This window comes from Kluyvera sichuanensis, from assembly GCF_014218705.1.
In the GTDB taxonomy this organism is placed as follows: Bacteria; Pseudomonadota; Gammaproteobacteria; order Enterobacterales; family Enterobacteriaceae; genus Kluyvera; species Kluyvera sichuanensis.
This window is the reverse complement of record NZ_JABBJF010000028.1, coordinates 1-16,235: the sequence shown is the minus strand read 5'-3', so window position 1 is coordinate 16,235 and position 16,235 is coordinate 1. Positions and strand designations below refer to the sequence as shown.

Below are 16,235 nucleotides of genomic sequence, written 5' to 3'. Positions count from 1 at the left end.
TGAAATATAGGATAACGAATCATGGCACAAGTCATTAATACCAACAGCCTCTCGCTGATCACTCAGAACAACATCAACAAGAACCAGTCTGCTCTGTCCAGTTCTATCGAGCGTCTGTCTTCTGGCTTGCGTATCAACAGCGCGAAGGATGACGCAGCGGGTCAGGCGATTGCTAACCGTTTCACCTCCAACATCAAAGGCCTGACTCAGGCTGCACGTAACGCTAACGACGGTATCTCCGTTGCGCAGACCACTGAAGGTGCTCTGTCTGAAATCAACAACAACTTACAGCGTGTACGTGAGCTGACCGTTCAGGCGACCACCGGTACTAACTCTAAATCTGACCTGGATTCCATTCAGGACGAAATCAAATCCCGTCTGGACGAAATTGATCGCGTATCCGGTCAGACCCAGTTCAACGGCGTGAACGTACTGTCCAAAGACGGTTCCATGAAAATTCAGGTGGGTGCTAACGATGGCGAAACCATCACGATCGACCTGAAAAAGATTGACTCCTCTACACTGAAACTGACCGGTTTTAACGTGAATGGCAAAGGTGAAACAGCCAATACCGCCGCCACACTTAAAGATATGGTTGGTTTAAAACTGGATAATACGGGTGTTACTACAGCTGGGGTTAATAGATATATTGCTGATAAAGCCGTTGCAAGTAGCACGGATATTTTGAATGCGGTAGCTGGTGTTGATGGCAGTAAAGTTTCCACGGAAGCAGATGTTGGCTTTGGTGCGGCACCTACTGCTGGTACGCCAGTTGAGTACACATACCATAAAGATACCAATACATATACGGCTTCATCTTCCGTTGACGCGACCCAACTGGCAGCGTTCCTGAATCCTGAAGCGGGTGGTACCACTGCTGCAACAGTAAGTATTGGCGATGGTTCAACTGCTCAAGAGCAGAAAGTCATTATTGCTAAAGATGGTTCCCTGACTGCTGCTGATGATGGTGCCGCTCTCTATCTTGATAGCAAAGGCAACTTAAGTAAAACTAATGCCGGGACTGATGCTCAGGCTAAACTGTCTGGCTTAATGGCAAACAACACCAATGCAAAAACAGTCATTACAACAGATAAAGGCACATTTACCGCTAATGCGGCTAACGATGGCTTTGATGGCGTAGATATTTCTGTTGATGCTTCAACGTTTGCTAATGCCGTTAAAAATGAGACTTATACTGCAACCGTTGGTGTAACTTTACCATCGACATATACTGTCACCGATGGCACCGCTGCATCAGCGTATTTAGTCGACGGGAAGGTGAGCAAAACTCCTGCTGAGTATTTTGCTCAAGCTGATGGCACAATTACTAGCGGTGAAAATGCGTCTACCAGCAAATCTATCTATGTAAGTGCTAATGGTAACTTAACAACTAATACGACTAGTGCATCTGAGGCAACTACCAACCCACTGGCAGCGCTGGATGACGCTATCGCGTCTATCGATAAATTCCGTTCTTCCCTGGGTGCTATCCAGAACCGTCTGGATTCCGCGGTAACTAACCTGAACAACACCACCACCAACCTGTCTGAAGCGCAGTCCCGTATTCAGGACGCCGACTATGCGACCGAAGTGTCCAACATGTCTAAAGCGCAGATCATTCAGCAGGCCGGTAACTCCGTGCTGGCTAAAGCGAACCAGGTTCCACAGCAGGTTCTGTCTCTGCTGCAGGGCTAATCGCTCTCAACCTGACCAACCCCGCCTCGGCGGGGTTTTTTTGTTGCTGAAATTTCACTTACTCCGCAAATAACCCCACATTTCTCCCACTGTTCCATCGATTAAAACGGCTATAGAAACGGATAATCGTGCCGATAACTCATATTAATGCAGGGCTGTTTATCGTGAATTCAATGTATACCGCTGAAGGTGTAATGGATAAACACTCGCTATGGCAACGCTATGTGCCGCTGGTGCGTCACGAAGCATTGCGCCTTCAGGTGCGTTTGCCGGCGAGCGTGGAACTGGACGATCTGCTCCAGGCGGGCGGTATCGGCTTATTGAACGCAGTTGAACGCTATGACGCTCTGCAAGGTACGGCATTTACGACTTACGCAGTGCAACGCATCCGTGGGGCGATGCTGGACGAATTACGCAGCCGTGATTGGGTGCCGCGTAGCGTCCGGCGGAACGCGCGTGAAGTTGCGCAAACGTTAGGACAGCTGGAGCAGGAACTGGGACGAAACGCGACCGAAACCGAAGTCGCGCAGCGGCTGGGGATCGCGATTGAAGAATACCGTCAGGTGCTGCTGGATACCAATAACAGCCAGCTCTTCTCCTATGATGAATGGCGAGAAGAATACGGCGACAGCATCGAGCTGGTGACGGAAGAGAATCAACACGAAAACCCACTGCATCAACTACTGGAAGGCGATCTTCGCCATCGCGTGATGGAGGCCATCGAGGCCCTGCCGGAGCGTGAGAAGTTGGTGTTAACACTCTATTACCAGGAAGAGCTGAACCTCAAAGAGATCGGCGCGGTTCTGGAAGTCGGGGAGTCGCGCGTCAGCCAACTGCACAGCCAGGCCATTAAGCGTCTGCGCATTAAACTGGGTAAATCGTAGCTTGGAGTAACGTCACGTTAGCGCCAAAAATGCCGCATTATGTAATGAGAACCCGGAGTTATCATAATGATGCAGGTAAAAAGACGGCCATTAAGCCGCTATCTCAAAGACTTTAAACACAGCGAAACGCATTGCGCCCACTGTCATAAGCTGCTCGATCGTATCACCTTAGTGCGTCAGGGGGTGATCGTGAATAAAATCGCCATCTCCCGTCTGGATACGCTAATGGACGACAGCGCCTGGCAGCAGGAGCGTAGCGCCTGGTCCGCGCTGTGCCGCTTCTGCGGCGATCTGCACTGCAAGGAGCAGAGTGCGTTCTTCAATATCATCGGCTTCAAACAATACCTCCTCGAACAAACCGACATGAGCGCGGGCACCGTACGTGAGTACGTCGTACGCCTGCGTCGGCTGGGCAATCACTTCGTCGACAATGACGTCCCGCGCGCGCTGCTGCATGAGCGTCATGCGGATGAGAAGCTCGAAGCCTGGCTGCCGGATACCAGCACCAACAATTATCGTATTGCCCTGCGTAAGTACCTGCGTTTTCAGCGCCACTTACCGCTAAACAGCGAGCAAAATTTCGCAGACTGTGAAACCTCTGATATATATTAAATTGGAATAAGATGTAGCTCATGGTTGTTTGTCATTGATGATGAACGGCTTACACTACGAAAAAAATGATGCTTTTCGGGGGTATAATGAAGCTGAAGTTTCTGGGTCGTCAGGCGCTGATGGGCGCTATGGCCGTTGCGCTGGTCGCTGGGGCAAGCGTGCAGGCGTTTGCTGCAGAGAATTTATTAAACCAGGTTAAAGAGCGCGGTACGCTGCGCGTTGGCCTGGAGGGCACTTATCCTCCGTTCAGTTTCCAGGGCGATGACGGTAAGCTGACCGGTTTTGAAGTCGAGTTTGCCAACGAGCTGGCGAAACACCTGGGTGTGAAGGCAGACCTCAAACCGACCAAGTGGGATGGGATGCTGGCATCGCTGGACTCAAAACGTATCGATGTGGTGATTAACCAGGTCACCATTTCGCCGGAGCGTCAGAAGAAATATGACTTCTCCACCCCGTACACCATCTCCGGTATCCAGGCGCTGGTGAAAAAGGGGAGCGAAGACACCATCAAAACCGCCGCTGACCTGAAAGGCAAAAAAGTCGGTGTCGGTCTGGGGACCAACTACGAAGAGTGGCTGCGTAAAAACGTCCAGGGCGTGGATATTCGCACCTATGACGATGACCCAACCAAATACCAGGACCTGCGCGTAGGCCGTATCAACGCGATTCTGGTTGACCGCCTGGCGGCGTTGGATCTGGTGAAGAAAACCAACAATACGCTGGCCGTTGCGGGCGACGCATTCTCCCGTCAGGAATCTGGCGTAGCGCTGCGTAAAGGCAACGAAGACCTGCTGAAAGCGGTTGATGGCGCCATCGATGCCATGCATAAAGACGGTAGCCTGAAAGCGCTGTCTGAGAAATGGTTCGGGGCAGACGTGACAGAATAATCGTCATGCTTTAAAAAAGGCGCTGATTGAGCGCCTTTTTTTATTTAAGTCGCGCTAACGACTTAACTACCTGATTTGCATAATGCTAACCAGCCACTACCCTAGTTTGGGACACCGTTGGGACATATTCAGAAAGTTGCCTGTTTAGCATCTCCACCTGCAGGGCGTTGCTGTCAGGCATCCATGCGCCATATACCCTGAATACCATCTGGGCGTCTGCGTGACCCATTTGGTTTGCAATGAAGTTTGGGTTTGCACCAGCGGCCAGTGACCAACACGCGTAAGTGTGTCGAGACTGGTATGCTTTACGATGTCGGAGCCCCGCCCGTTTCATTGCTGCGTCCCATGTTTTGTTGATAGAATTCGTCGAGTAGCAATACCCAGCTCGACGTGATTTATCTGCAACCAGTGGGCTGAAGACGAAGGTACAGGAATGGTTGACACTACGCCCGTATTCTCTCGTCATCACCTTTATCTGGTGCTGCTTTCCAAGCCGTGTCAGTTCAGCCTGATCCTTTAGCACGTCGATAACCGGCTGAATAAGATGAACCACCCTGTCAGTACTCGCCAAAGTCTTTGGCAGGGTGAACTCTTTCAGCTTGGTGCGGTTCCTGCGCACTATCAACGTCCCTTCTTTCAGGTCGATATCCTCCCAGGCCAGCGCGCAAATTTCGCCGTGTCTGAGGCCTGTGTACACCGCCAGCACCCAGATGTTTTTCAGCTGCCGCTGGTGGCAAGCATCAATCAACCGGATAAACTCGTCTCTGCTTAAAGGATCCGGTGGCTGCCGTGACTTTTTCAGATGAGAAACACCAGTGAAAGGATTCTGGCCGATATAACCATTATCAACAGCGAACTTGAATACTCCGGATGTTATCGCCAGGTATTGGTTTACTGTCGTAACACTGCGGCCCTTAACAATGGTTTTTCTCCCGCCGCCAGGTGTTTGATAGCCGGTTAGCAATTCCTTTCTAATGAAAAGAATATCTTCCTGAGTAATCGAAGAGGCTAATTTATTTGGGCCCAACATTTTCAGCATATTATCCATTACGGATTCATAGCTGTTTAGGGTTCGGCTGGCTATCTCCATTTCCTTCAGTGAAAGCCACTTCTTCACCAGCTGCGCAACTGTTATTTCTTTACTGGCGATCCCGAATTGATCCAGATTCGGTGATTCAGGGAACCGCGCAGCATAATCAAAATTACCCATGCGAATAGAGAAAATGACGGAGGCGCGCAGTTCGCCAGCCAACTTCCTATTCTTAATGGTGTCAGGGACACCGAGACTTTCCCTGACACGCTTACCTTTATAGTTAAACCAGATGCGTAATGTGCCACCGTGGTTTTCGACGCCTGTTGGATATGTGACTTTATCCATTGATTCCTCCAGACGCCCAAGAGCGATGTGAGCTTACCTTTTTCATGGTGTTAAATCACCCTGGTTGCTTGTTTCTCAGTGATGCGACCCATGAATCAACTGCTTTTCTGTTGTACATACACTCGCTGGACGGCTTTGGGCTTCCGTCAGGGGACACGTGGATATACTCCCGACCAACCAGCCAGCATTCTTTTCTGGCTCTAAGGATGGTTCCAGGCTTAAGCCCGGTGACCGCGATAAGAACGCTCTCGCAAACCCACTCATTCGGGGCGAGTTGGATAACATTGGTCATAATTATTTCTCCAAATAAACCGGCTGCACCCGGTGGAATATTTAGTGTTTGCTGGTGGCTGGGATGAGTTTTTGCCAGATTGCCGAAACATACCTGGCTTGGTGCCGGGCATCAGCAAGAGCGTTGTGAACGACGCCATCAAACGGCATTTCTCGCTTAGGATCGAAACCTATCTGGCGGCCCATTAACACGATGGTGCGCACGTCACTATCATTCCAATACTTCCAGGGACAAGGCTGGCCAGCGCGCTCGTAGGCGCTACGCAGTATGGTGTTGTCGAATGTGGCACCATTGCCCCACACCTTCAGGAATTCCGGATCCGCATTGCGATTAATGAAGTGACTCAACTCAGAAAGAGCCGCGGCGACCGGCAGAGCGTTATCAACGCAAATTGCAGAGCGAGCTTCAGGGCTTTGTTTCAACCACCAGATGATGGTGTCGCCATCCGGTAAGGCACCTTGCTCCATTGCGCTGGCGAGGTTCACCGCGGTGTAAAATTCCTGCCCTAATTCCCCACTTTGCGGGTCGAAGAATACAGCGCCAATAGCGACGATTGCGGCGTTTGGTTTGGTGCCCATAGTTTCAAGGTCGATCATTAAATGGTTATTCATCGCTGCACAAATCCTCGTATTTAACAAATTCACCAAAGCACTGAAGCTCAGCACCAGCCATGAAATACCCCAGCGCACTGGCGCGCTCGGTATCACCCTTGAATGATGCAACGGGGTAACGTTCGTAGAACTTATTAACCAGATTTGCGGGCTTCAATTCCGGCTCCGCTGCTTTCTGGTGTTCCTGAAGATCGCCTAGCTCATCCAGCAAACTTAATACGATGAGCACCCCATACTGTTTCAGTATTTTATCAATCTCACCCGCCGCCGCACCCATATCCTGTTCGGCTGATGGGCTGTCCTGATTTTCTTCATACCAGGAGCGAGTGGATTGATAGTTTTCTACGGCTGTATTCAGCGCCTGGCGCCATTCTGGCAGCTGGTTATTTGTCATTTTCGTAGCTCCCGCTCTAATTCAGATGCTGCGTAATTAAGGGCCGTAGCTGCTGCTACATGACCACGCTTTTGCTGTTCCTCCGCTTTGCGACGTAGGATTTCTATTGCCTCTCTCATTCTGTTTGCGCTCCTTCGACAACCTGGATGCCAGCGGCCGGAGGAGTGATGCCATTAATCTGGTCTCCCTCGGTCACTAGGCGAATCAGCATTGCCAACAGCTGGACAATCTCGCCCTCTACCTGCTGCCACTCCATCCGTTTCTCTGCATAATGGACCCCGGCCTGCACGACCTCGCCAGCTTCCTCCGCAACCTTCAGGAGCACGTAGTTCGGCTGTGGAAACTTCCGCATGGCTTTGTCTGCTGATACACGAGCCATTGCTACCAGAGAGGCAAAGTAATCGCTATGAGACGCGGTGACGGCGCGGGACTCCTGAATACGCTTTAACCCCTGCTCGACCATGCGCAGCTTCGCCATCACCAGTTCGTTAGAAAGCTGCATCATGCCGTTGTGGTGCGGCTGCCTGGCTTCCAGCGCCTCTACCAGCACCAGGACGTTGTCTGGACAAGCTGCTAACTGGAATTCATTGAGGGCATCAATTCGCGTGTAGAAGTCCATGACCGGCGCTTCACCGGCATGTTTCGCTTTCTCTGCTGCCGCTTTCATGGTCGCCATCAGTGCGGTGATATCGTTCATTGGGCCTCCGGTTCTTCAGGCATTGGTGCCCAGTGAGTGATTTCAACATCATCGTTATCGATATCGCCGTTCTGCAATGTCCATTGCCACTGGCCTGTTTCCTTCTGTCCCCATGTCATCCACATCGATCGCCAGCCAATCAGCCACCCCTCGCCGTTAGCATCGAAAATTAGGACCGTATCATTCGGAGATGGAAGGCAGTCATTAACGGAGAATGACTTATTCTTCAGCGAGTCACTAGATGAAAAGGCAGTAAGTCTGCCGCCAAGTATGACCATGCCTGCGTGAACCGCTGGTTCTTTCCCATCTTCATAGTCCACAACGAAAGTAACTTTACTCATTCTCGGCTCCTTGCCGGAGTTGTTCCAATTCGGCTCTCGCTGTCACCAGTTGATCCATAGCCTCAGTCAATGCCACGAATGTTGTATCAAGGCGGCAGGCTACTTCACGCATAACCTGACCTTGTGCTGGTGGCAGTTCTGCAACTGATGCATGCGCTTCAGCCACGAGTTCTTTTACTTTCAGGCGGCGCATTTGCGGATCTCCATCAACTCGTTGAAGCGGTTCATGAAGAGGCCATAAGCCTGGCCTGGGCGAAGCGGTATCACCTGAATGATGTCGGAGCATGGGATACCCTCCAGAATGTCCCACTTCGACCCGTCGTCGATTTCCAGATCACGGCGTTCGGTGGCCAGCAGTACTAGATCCGCATATTTCACGACGGAGGCTTGTTCAAGCGGGATGCCGTATTTGAAGCGGATCAGACCATCAACATGCGTTTCGATACGGCGATAATCTGGCAGCAGGGATTTCAGTGGTGCCGGGATATCCTGGCAATATGCCTCTGCTGCATCGTGCATCAGCGCTTCAAAGGCGAATTCTGGCGGGACAATCTGGCTTACCAGTACAGAGTGCTGGGCCACGCTATAGAACTCCGGCAGGTGCCCGGCAAAGCGGCAAATGTGGGAGAGGGCGGTTGCGATATCTTCGGTGTCGATATCGTCGATAGTGGCGTTCTGGTAGTTAAATTTTTTACCGGATAATGTCTGAATGTAGCTCATTGTTTTCTCCATATTGGCGCGCTGCACCGCGCAGATTTTGGTTGCACGAATCCCTCGCCGGGTGGCGATAATTAACGGAATTACGCTTCACTAATAACCCCCACGGCGGAGGGCTATTAAGGCAGGGCAATTACGCGCTGAATTTACCGATAAAGGTTTCTACTGGCTCACCGTCGAATTTGCTGATCAGCAGATCGCGGAATTCGTTGGCGATCGCTTCTTCCTTGGCTTCCAGCTGCACGATGCGGAGAACGAAGCACGGTTCACCGCTTTTGAGCAGGCTATTGCGCAGGCTGAACGCGTGTTCGCCCAGTCCTTCATACGGTACGCACTTAAACTCAAACGCCACCGGCATTACGTCTTTGCTGCTGGCTTCAATACTTTGCATCAGCGATTTTTTACCGGCGAAATCGCCATCTTCATGATCGGACTGGGTGGCCTGCTGGATGGTAACGCGGCGAACGGCTTGTGCGGCCTGCGTGATCTGCATGGTGTCGCCGTTGGCGTCGAATGCAAGCAGATAGTCTTTCCAGTCCTCAAGCCATTCGGCGATCTGCTTCTGGTTCAGGCGGGTGCCGTCAATAGCCAGCAGTGCACGGAATGGTGCTGTTTTTTTCAGGCCGATCTGCGCAATGTTATCCGCATGCCCTGGGTTCGCCAGCGTGCCGATGTTGAAGATAGAACGGGCGCGCATGTTATCGGCATCAATAAAGCAGCGTGCTGGTGTTTCGGTGCTGGCGTAGCCGGTAGAGTAGCGGGTGAAGTCGTCAATACTGGTGGTTTCCATCGCGCCACGGAAGCGGAAACGCTCCAGGCCAAAGTGCTCCAGGCTTTCAATGCTGACACCATCAGGGATCATGGCGGTCGGGCATGCGGTTTCACGTACTTTATCCAGATGGAAAGCGGAAAGGGTAAGTTTCTGAACGTCCTGGATCGCGCCGCTATTAAGCTGGGTCATAACAATTCCTTAAAAGTAGATGTAGAAAAATTAAACGTGGTCAATCAATCGCGGCCTACTTCGCCGCGCGCAGCTTTCCGTCTGGTTCACCGCCGAGGCTAAACAGGTTCCCCTGATCTTCCTGCAGGATGGTGAGTTTGCCGCCTTTGTTAACCCACATAGGGGTTTCAGTGGTGTCCTCTTCGGTTGCCTTGCCGCGCGGTGTCGGGGTGACGTACTGAAGCTTGTGCTTAATTTTGACGCGCTTCTCTTCTACGGAATTGCCCATGCGCTCAAAGTCAAAGGTAAGCGTAACTTTGCCCTTATTGCCGTTGTTCAGAACGCCGAGCGCGGTGTTGTTAAGCGCCGCGGCGATTTTGTTCATGAACACGCCGGCATCCAGTTCGCCCAGAAAATCGGGCACTACGGTCATGCGATCATTACTCATGGTTACCTCATTGTGACGGCTGCCACCGTCAGTAAGTTATCTCCATACACGAAGTTGTGGTGGTGGTGCCTCCACCTGCCGGGGCGACCATTCCCGGCGACGTACACTAATCAAGAGTCATATTCATTTTTAAGTTGAATAAGCTGGTGGCCTCGTCACGTGCGCATAGCCGCATTACCACAACGAAAAGAGCACTCCGATCTTCTACCAACGCCACGTCGCAGCTTTTTGGCGCATCCACATGGCGCTTGGGTTTCAGCATCGTGTGGCGGGAATGCTCTTATCGTTGTGAGCCTTGAAAAAGCTGGCGGTGACCGCGGACACAAGGAAAACACGGGCCGCCAGAATGTTGATACAAGGCATCTAGTTCACTTAACAAACGGTACCAGTGATTACCTTTTGTGTTTTAAATGTACCTTTAGTTACCAGTATGGTCAAGTGGTGAATGTACTTTATGTTACCTTTTGGGGCGAAAAAAAACCGAGGCTGAGCTCGGTCTTTGTAGTCGGAAGGGGGTTAGATATTTTGAGTAATTTGGACGACTTTACCAACAATTCGGCAATTACCATCGATTTGGATTGGCTTAAATACCGGGTTAAGCGGCATTAGGTAAGAGTACGGGCTATCCCAAACCAATTTTTTGACGGTCGCTTCAGATGTTCCGTCCAATATTGCTACAACAATTTTTCCGTAAAGATCATCAAGCTGCCCATAATGCGGCTCGACAATCACAATGGAACCTTCGGGTATTGACGGGAGTCCTTGCGGGTTGGTCATTGACTCCCCGCGGACAACTAACCCAAACGCTTCATCTGAGACATTGGCTGTTGTTTGAGTCCAGGAAATCACGTCAGTAAGTCTTGAGCAAGCATAGCTTTCCGTCCATAGACCGGCTTGAACTGCCGATATGATCGGTACAGCTACAGGGGGTTTTAAGAATGGCACAACGCGCGTGTCATCAATAACCTCATCACCAGACCCGTAAAGAATCCACTCAGGGGTCGTCGATAGAGCTTGAGCCAGTTGGTGAAGGTTTTCACCATCTGGTTTTGTTGTGCCGTTCTCCCATTTAGTAACCGAAACGCGGCTTACACCGAGCTTTTTGGCCAGTGCTAGTTGGGTTATATCCAGTTGAATCCGTCTGGATCTGATGCGGTCTTTCATCTCTGTTTTCATGTAACCAATGTTACACCCTTTAATGGTAACTGTTGTTTGCTATTTGATGTGCCTTTTGTTACCTTTAGTTCATTCACCACACCGGAGGAACTATGTATAAGTCTGAAGTCGTAAAGCACTTTGGCGGTATTTCTAAAACTGCTGTTGCTTTGAATATTTCTCATCCTGCGGTATGCCGCTGGGGAAAGGTTATTCCAGAGAAACAGGCATTCGTTATTGAGCGAATCACAAAAGGGAAATTGAAGTATGACGCATCCCTTTATCACAAGGTTACGGGCAATTCCGCTAACTAGAAACCACAGATAGAAGGGGATAACCGTGGGTAACGAACCAATGTGGAAAGTTGAACGTCAGCCAGCCTGGCTTGTGGCTGCGATTAAAAAGGTGATTACAGACCTGCCTGGTGGATATGCCGAGGCCGCTGAATGGTTGGGAACTACAGAGAACGGGCTATTTAACCGCCTCCGCTCCGATGGCGATCAAATATTCCCGCTGGGCTGGGCAATGGTGTTACAGCGTGCTAGCGGCTCTAGCCATATTGCAGACGCAATTGCATTCCACACCAACGGCGTCTTCGTAAAGCTCCCGCAAATTGAGCAAATGGGCAACGAGGAACTGCTGACAAAATTTAATGACCTGCTGTCGGCGCTGGGGCGTTTTGCTCAGTTTCACAATGAGTCTACAGCGGACGGCGTATTGGATAAGGAGGAAAACAGAAAGATGAAGGCAAAAGGCTACCGGGTGCAGTCGCTGGTGGCGGAAATCATGGTTGTGACAGAAATGCTGTTTGGGGAAGGTGACGCCCGCGAGTGTGCAGCTCCGGGCGTCATGGCGAACAACTCTACGTGTATGGAGAAATAATCCGCATGGCCAGTTTAACGGCTTTTAACCGTTTACCGCAACTCAGGATGATCCCGGTACCGGGCGCTCCGTTGTTTCGGTATGAACGCAGAGTATCAAACCGCTGGGTGCCGTGTAACCACAGCCGGGCGGTCTCAATTGTGGGGGTCTACTACCGGAGGGCAAAACGCTTATGCGCGAACTTAACCGGCGGTACAGGGACCACCGCGGCATACCAGTCCGAGTTATCCGCTGGGAGCCAGAAACACAGCGCGTTATCTACTTGCGCGATGGCTACCCGCACGAGTGCTTCAGCCCACTCGAACTGTTTCGCCAAAAGTTCAGAAAAATAAGGGACGATCATGAGCACTAAATTAACCGGCTACGTATGGGATGGATGCGCGGCGTCGGGCATGAAGCTGTCGAGTGTGGCAATTATGGCGCGCCTGGCAGATTTCAGCAGCGACGAGGGCGTGTGCTGGCCGTCGATTGAGACCATCGCTCGCCAACTTGGTGCTGGGCCGAGCACCATCAGAACGGCAATCGCGAAGCTTGAAAAAGAGGGCTGGCTTACCCGTACCCAGCGCCGTAATGGCAACCGCAATGCTTCGAACGTGTACCGCCTGAATGTAGCAAAACTGCGGACGGCGGCATTTTCTCAACTGCCAGAATCTGACACGTCAAAATCTGACGCATCAAAATCTGACGCATCAAAATTTGACGCCTCAAAATCTGACCCGTCGAAATCCGGCAATAACGGCGGTTTTGACCCGTCAGAATCTGGCGGGGATCCGTCAGTAAAATCAAAACCAGAACCACAAGTAACTACTAAAACCCCTTGTCCGGTTGCTGCGCAACCCGACCCGGAAGTTGTGGTTACTGACCAGGCCAAGATTGTTTTGGCTCACCTGAACCAGACAACCGGTTCACGCTACCAGGTTTGCAGCTCATCACTGGAAAACATCCGCGCTCGCCTGCGGGAAAAATTCTCGGTTGAGGATCTGTGTCTGGTGGTGGACTACAAAACTGCCGACTGGCGCGAGACTGATCAAGCGCAGTATCTCCGCCCGGCAACCTTGTTCATCCCGAAAAACTTCCCAGGCTATCTCCAGAGCGCGACGAACTGGTCTGCAGCTGGGCGTCCAGAACGCGTGAATGGCAAATGGGCCACAAGCCCAGCTAACCGCGCAAGCTTCCAGAAAGTTGATTATTCACTGCCAGAGAACACGGGGTTCCGTTCATGATGACGAATGCTTACTGCCAGGCTCTGGCGGAAATGCGCAGTAAAAGCGCGCACAAATTGAAAGAAGTTGGCGATCAGTGGCGTACTCCGGATCTGCTTTTTTGGGGCATAAATGCGATGTTTGGCCCGTTGGTTCTCGACCTGTTTGCGGATGACGATAACGCGAAGTGCCCAGCCTGGTACACCGCAGAAGACAACGCTTTAACGCAGGACTGGTCAGCGCGCCTGCAGGAACTCGGCGGAGCCGGGTACGGCAACCCACCATACAGCCGGTCACAGTACCACGAGAAGCAGGCAATCACCGGCATGCGCCACATCATTGCGCATACGCTGGCAATGCGGGAACAGGGCGGGCGCTACGTATTTTTGATTAAAGCGGCAACGGGTGAAGTGTGGTGGCCAGAAGAAGCGGATCATGTTGCGTTTATCCGTGGGCGTATCAGTTTCGATCTTCCTGTGTGGTACCGACCAGAAGAGGGGCAGCCGTCCGAATCATCTGCGGGGTTCAGCGCTGCCATTGCTCTATTCGATAAGTCATGGCGTGGAGAGCGTTTCAGCTACATCACCCGCCCCGCGCTGGAAGAAAAAGGGCGTGCATCTCTGGCGCTGGCCACCTTTGCCGCCGGTAAAGCTCAGCCACCAGCCGCACAGCCAATACAGAAGGAAGAACAAGCCGCGGCACCGCAGGTATTACCGGGAACAGAATCGCGCATCTGGCCGCTTGAGGTCGGGATTGTGTTTAACCAGGTAGATGGCGCTGAATTGCTGGAAATGTCTCAGCAGAACAAGCTAAAAGCCCACATCAACCAGCTTTGGCTGGAGCGTATGCCTACGCCAGAAATTATCGCCGTCGCGAGCGGCCTAGCTGTAAGCATGGGGGTGGCCTGTGCGTGAGATTATCGTTGATAACTTTGCTGGTGGTGGCGGTGCTTCAACTGGTATTGAGCTGGCGATCGGGCGCAGCGTGGATATTGCGATCAACCACGATGAAAACGCCATTGCGATGCACAAGACGAACCACCCGGACACGCTGCATTACTGCGAATCGGTGTTTGATGTGGATCCGGTAGCGGCTACCGGCGGTAATCCTGTCGGCCTAGCATGGTTTAGCCCGGACTGCCGACACTTCTCGAAGGCCAAAGGTGCAAAGCCTGTGAAGAAGGACATTCGCGGCCTGGCGTGGATTGTCCTGCGCTGGGCGCTTGCGAAGCGACCGCGCGTAATGATGCTGGAGAACGTTGAAGAGTTCAAAACGTGGGGGCCGCTGCTGGAGGATGAGATGCGTCCTGATCCAGCTCGTACCGGGGAAACCTTCGCGGCCTTTGTTGGCATGCTTTCCACAGGCATCGCGGCGGATCATCCTGCATTGGCTGAGGTCTGCGAATTTCTCGCTATTGAGCCAGGCAGCACGCAGGCCCAACTGCTGGTGGAAGGGCTCGGTTATACCGTTGATTTCCGAGAGCTGCGCGCTTGTGACTACGGTGCCCCGACCATTAGAAAGCGTTTTTTCATGGTGATGCGTTGTGATGGGCATGCTGTTGAGTGGCCTGCTGCTACCCATGGAGATCCAAAATCACTGGAAGTGCAGAGCGGCAAGCTGGCGCCATGGCGCACCGCTGCGGAGTGTATCGACTGGAACATCCCGGCGCTGTCTATCTTCGACCGCAAAAAGCCACTGGCAGAGAATACGCTGAAGCGGATCGCGCGTGGTATCCAGCGCTTTGTTATCGAGAGCGCATCACCGTTTATCGTGAAGTGCAATCACACCAGCACTAAAACGAGTTACGACTGTTTCCGGGGTCAGGCTCTGGAAGAACCGCTCCAGACCATCACTAAAACTCACGGTTATGCTGTCGCCGTCCCACATCTGACGAAGTTCCGTACCGGCGCAACCGGCCAGCCAGTTACTGAACCGGTACCGACGGTTACCGCTGGCACGTCATCGCGCCCTGGCGGGAATGGGCATGCTCTCGGGGTGGTTGAGGCGGCGCTGACCCCGTTCCTGGCTGGAAACGGAGGCAGTGAGTACCAGGCGAGGCCGCGCCCGGTGGATAAACCTGCGCATACCATCCTGAAAGAGTCCCGAGCTTGTCTCGTTGCGCCGATTATCGCGCGGCAGTTTGGTGCCAGTGTCGGTCACCGGGCCGATGAGCCCAGCGCGACTATCACGGCGGGCGGTGGCGGTAAATCGCAGTTGGTGACGCCAACGCTGATTCAGATGGGGTATGGCGAACGCCCCGGGCAGAAACCGCGCGTGCTGCAACTGGACAACCCGCTGGGCACAGTTACCGCCGGCGGCAATAAATTCGCGACGGTGAGCGCATTCCTTGCGAAGCACTACGGCGGGAATTACTCCGGGCCGGGCGTCGGGTTAGACGAGCCAGCACATGCGGTTACCACTGTTGACCACCATGCGCTGATCAGTGCGCAGGTTGTCGGCGTTGGCGGTCGTGCGGGGCAGAGCCGTCCGAGAGACGTTAGCGAGCCTATTCAAACTCTGACCACCAAAGCAGATAGCGCGATGGTTACTTCTCATCTTATTAAGCTGCGCGGGACTTGCCGCGATGGGCAGCGCCTCGATGAACCAATGCCGACTATCACCGCTGGAGGCCAGCACGTCGGGGAAGTACGGACTTTCCTGGAAACGTATTGCGGGGAAAGCGCGGATGAATGGCTGGTGACCATCGAGGGGGTGAAATACCAAATCGTTGATATCGGTATGCGCATGCTGCAACCGCATGAGCTGTACAAAGCACAGGGCTTCCCTGATGGCTACGTTATCGATCAGGACTACCGTGGGCACCGCTACGCCAAAGACAAACAAGTTGCCCGCTGCGGAAACGCTGTACCGCCACCATTCGCCGAGGCGCTGGTGCGCGCAAACTTACCAGAGCTCTGCGTGAGCAAAGAGGAAATCGCCGCATGATGACTTTAACCACACGCCAGCAGCACGTTCTGGATCTTCTGGTGGCATACCAGCGCGAGCATGGTTTCCCACCTACTAACTTCGAACTGGCGGGGCTGCTGGGATGCAGCTCTCCCAACGCTGCGGCGGATCACCTCCGCGCGCTAGAGAAAAA

Annotated in this window: 22 protein-coding genes; 11 read left to right on the top strand and 11 right to left on the bottom strand. The window is 52.6% G+C overall.

Features of this window, described 5'->3' with window-relative positions:
- Nucleotides 1-21 precede the first annotated feature (21 nt).
- The 4 genes from HII27_RS21430 to tcyJ all read left to right on the top strand — a co-directional run bounded on the left by HII27_RS21430 (nt 22) and on the right by tcyJ (nt 4,078).
- Nucleotides 22-1,695, top strand: coding sequence for a FliC/FljB family flagellin (locus HII27_RS21430; RefSeq protein WP_185669449.1), 1,674 nt, complete (start codon nt 22-24; stop codon nt 1,693-1,695).
- A gap of 164 nt (nt 1,696-1,859) precedes the next feature.
- The gene (locus tag HII27_RS21425; protein ID WP_185669448.1) at nt 1,860-2,579 is read left to right on the top strand and encodes an RNA polymerase sigma factor FliA; all 720 of its coding nucleotides are present in this window, start codon (nt 1,860-1,862) and stop codon (nt 2,577-2,579) included.
- Nucleotides 2,580-2,639: 60 nt separating this feature from the next.
- A complete protein-coding gene (fliZ, locus tag HII27_RS21420) occupies nt 2,640-3,191 on the top strand; it encodes a flagella biosynthesis regulatory protein FliZ (protein WP_185669490.1) in 552 nt (183 codons plus the stop codon).
- 86 nt (nt 3,192-3,277) lie between these two features.
- Entirely contained in the window at nt 3,278-4,078 is an 801-nt protein-coding gene (tcyJ, locus tag HII27_RS21415) for a cystine ABC transporter substrate-binding protein (RefSeq protein WP_185669447.1), read from the top strand.
- An 85-nt stretch (nt 4,079-4,163) separates the two neighbouring features.
- Here the strand turns inward: tcyJ and HII27_RS21410 are convergent, their stop codons facing one another.
- From HII27_RS21410 to HII27_RS21360, 11 genes are all read right to left on the bottom strand, one after another.
- The gene (locus HII27_RS21410; RefSeq protein WP_185669446.1) at nt 4,164-5,456 is read right to left on the bottom strand and encodes a tyrosine-type recombinase/integrase; all 1,293 of its coding nucleotides are present in this window, start codon (nt 5,454-5,456) and stop codon (nt 4,164-4,166) included.
- A 55-nt stretch (nt 5,457-5,511) separates the two neighbouring features.
- A complete protein-coding gene (locus HII27_RS21405; RefSeq protein WP_185669445.1) occupies nt 5,512-5,748 on the bottom strand; it encodes an excisionase family protein in 237 nt (78 codons plus the stop codon).
- 41 nt (nt 5,749-5,789) lie between these two features.
- On the bottom strand, nt 5,790-6,359 hold the full coding sequence (locus tag HII27_RS21400; protein ID WP_185669444.1) for a 3'-5' exonuclease: 570 nt from the start codon (nt 6,357-6,359) through the stop codon (nt 5,790-5,792).
- On the bottom strand, nt 6,352-6,753 hold the full coding sequence (locus HII27_RS27250) for a hypothetical protein (RefSeq protein ID WP_223883270.1): 402 nt from the start codon (nt 6,751-6,753) through the stop codon (nt 6,352-6,354). Before HII27_RS27250 ends, HII27_RS21400 begins: the two co-directional genes overlap by 8 nt.
- A 115-nt stretch (nt 6,754-6,868) precedes the next feature.
- Complete coding sequence (locus HII27_RS21390) at nt 6,869-7,450, bottom strand: hypothetical protein (protein WP_223883269.1); 582 nt, start codon at nt 7,448-7,450, stop codon at nt 6,869-6,871.
- Entirely contained in the window at nt 7,447-7,728 is a 282-nt protein-coding gene (locus tag HII27_RS21385; protein ID WP_223883272.1) for a DUF551 domain-containing protein, read from the bottom strand. Before HII27_RS21385 ends, HII27_RS21390 begins: the two co-directional genes overlap by 4 nt.
- 55 nt (nt 7,729-7,783) lie before the next feature.
- Nucleotides 7,784-7,984, bottom strand: a complete 201-nt coding sequence (locus tag HII27_RS21380; protein WP_185669442.1) for a hypothetical protein — start codon at nt 7,982-7,984, stop codon at nt 7,784-7,786.
- Nucleotides 7,972-8,511 (bottom strand): HD family hydrolase, encoded by a 540-nt coding sequence (locus HII27_RS21375; protein ID WP_185669441.1) that lies wholly within the window; start codon nt 8,509-8,511, stop codon nt 7,972-7,974. Before HII27_RS21375 ends, HII27_RS21380 begins: the two co-directional genes overlap by 13 nt.
- Nucleotides 8,512-8,641: 130 nt before the next feature.
- Nucleotides 8,642-9,469 (bottom strand): YfdQ family protein, encoded by an 828-nt coding sequence (locus tag HII27_RS21370; RefSeq protein WP_185669440.1) that lies wholly within the window; start codon nt 9,467-9,469, stop codon nt 8,642-8,644.
- A gap of 55 nt (nt 9,470-9,524) precedes the next feature.
- On the bottom strand, nt 9,525-9,896 hold the full coding sequence (locus HII27_RS21365) for a hypothetical protein (RefSeq protein ID WP_185669439.1): 372 nt from the start codon (nt 9,894-9,896) through the stop codon (nt 9,525-9,527).
- Between the two features lie 516 nt (nt 9,897-10,412).
- Nucleotides 10,413-11,072: a LexA family protein gene (locus HII27_RS21360; protein ID WP_185669438.1), complete on the bottom strand. Its 660-nt coding sequence runs from the start codon at nt 11,070-11,072 to the stop codon at nt 10,413-10,415.
- 92 nt (nt 11,073-11,164) lie between these two features.
- Between HII27_RS21360 and HII27_RS21355 the strand changes: the two genes are divergently transcribed.
- From HII27_RS21355 to HII27_RS21325, 7 genes are all read left to right on the top strand, one after another.
- Complete coding sequence (locus HII27_RS21355; RefSeq protein ID WP_185669437.1) at nt 11,165-11,365, top strand: Cro/CI family transcriptional regulator; 201 nt, start codon at nt 11,165-11,167, stop codon at nt 11,363-11,365.
- 25 nt (nt 11,366-11,390) lie between these two features.
- Entirely contained in the window at nt 11,391-11,933 is a 543-nt protein-coding gene (locus HII27_RS21350) for a YmfL family putative regulatory protein (protein WP_185669436.1), read from the top strand.
- A gap of 172 nt (nt 11,934-12,105) precedes the next feature.
- Nucleotides 12,106-12,285: a DUF4222 domain-containing protein gene (locus HII27_RS21345; RefSeq protein WP_185669435.1), complete on the top strand. Its 180-nt coding sequence runs from the start codon at nt 12,106-12,108 to the stop codon at nt 12,283-12,285.
- Nucleotides 12,275-13,156 (top strand): conserved phage C-terminal domain-containing protein, encoded by an 882-nt coding sequence (locus HII27_RS21340; RefSeq protein WP_185669434.1) that lies wholly within the window; start codon nt 12,275-12,277, stop codon nt 13,154-13,156. The genes HII27_RS21345 and HII27_RS21340 overlap by 11 nt, the downstream gene beginning before the upstream one ends.
- Nucleotides 13,156-14,049, top strand: coding sequence for a phage N-6-adenine-methyltransferase (locus HII27_RS21335; RefSeq protein ID WP_185669489.1), 894 nt, complete (start codon nt 13,156-13,158; stop codon nt 14,047-14,049). Before HII27_RS21340 ends, HII27_RS21335 begins: the two co-directional genes overlap by 1 nt.
- Nucleotides 14,042-16,081, top strand: a complete 2,040-nt coding sequence (locus tag HII27_RS21330) for a DNA cytosine methyltransferase (RefSeq protein WP_185669433.1) — start codon at nt 14,042-14,044, stop codon at nt 16,079-16,081. The genes HII27_RS21335 and HII27_RS21330 overlap by 8 nt, the downstream gene beginning before the upstream one ends.
- The coding region (locus HII27_RS21325) for a LexA family protein (protein WP_455583648.1) at nt 16,078-16,235 on the top strand (158 nt) is incomplete at its 3' end. The genes HII27_RS21330 and HII27_RS21325, both read left to right, overlap by 4 nt.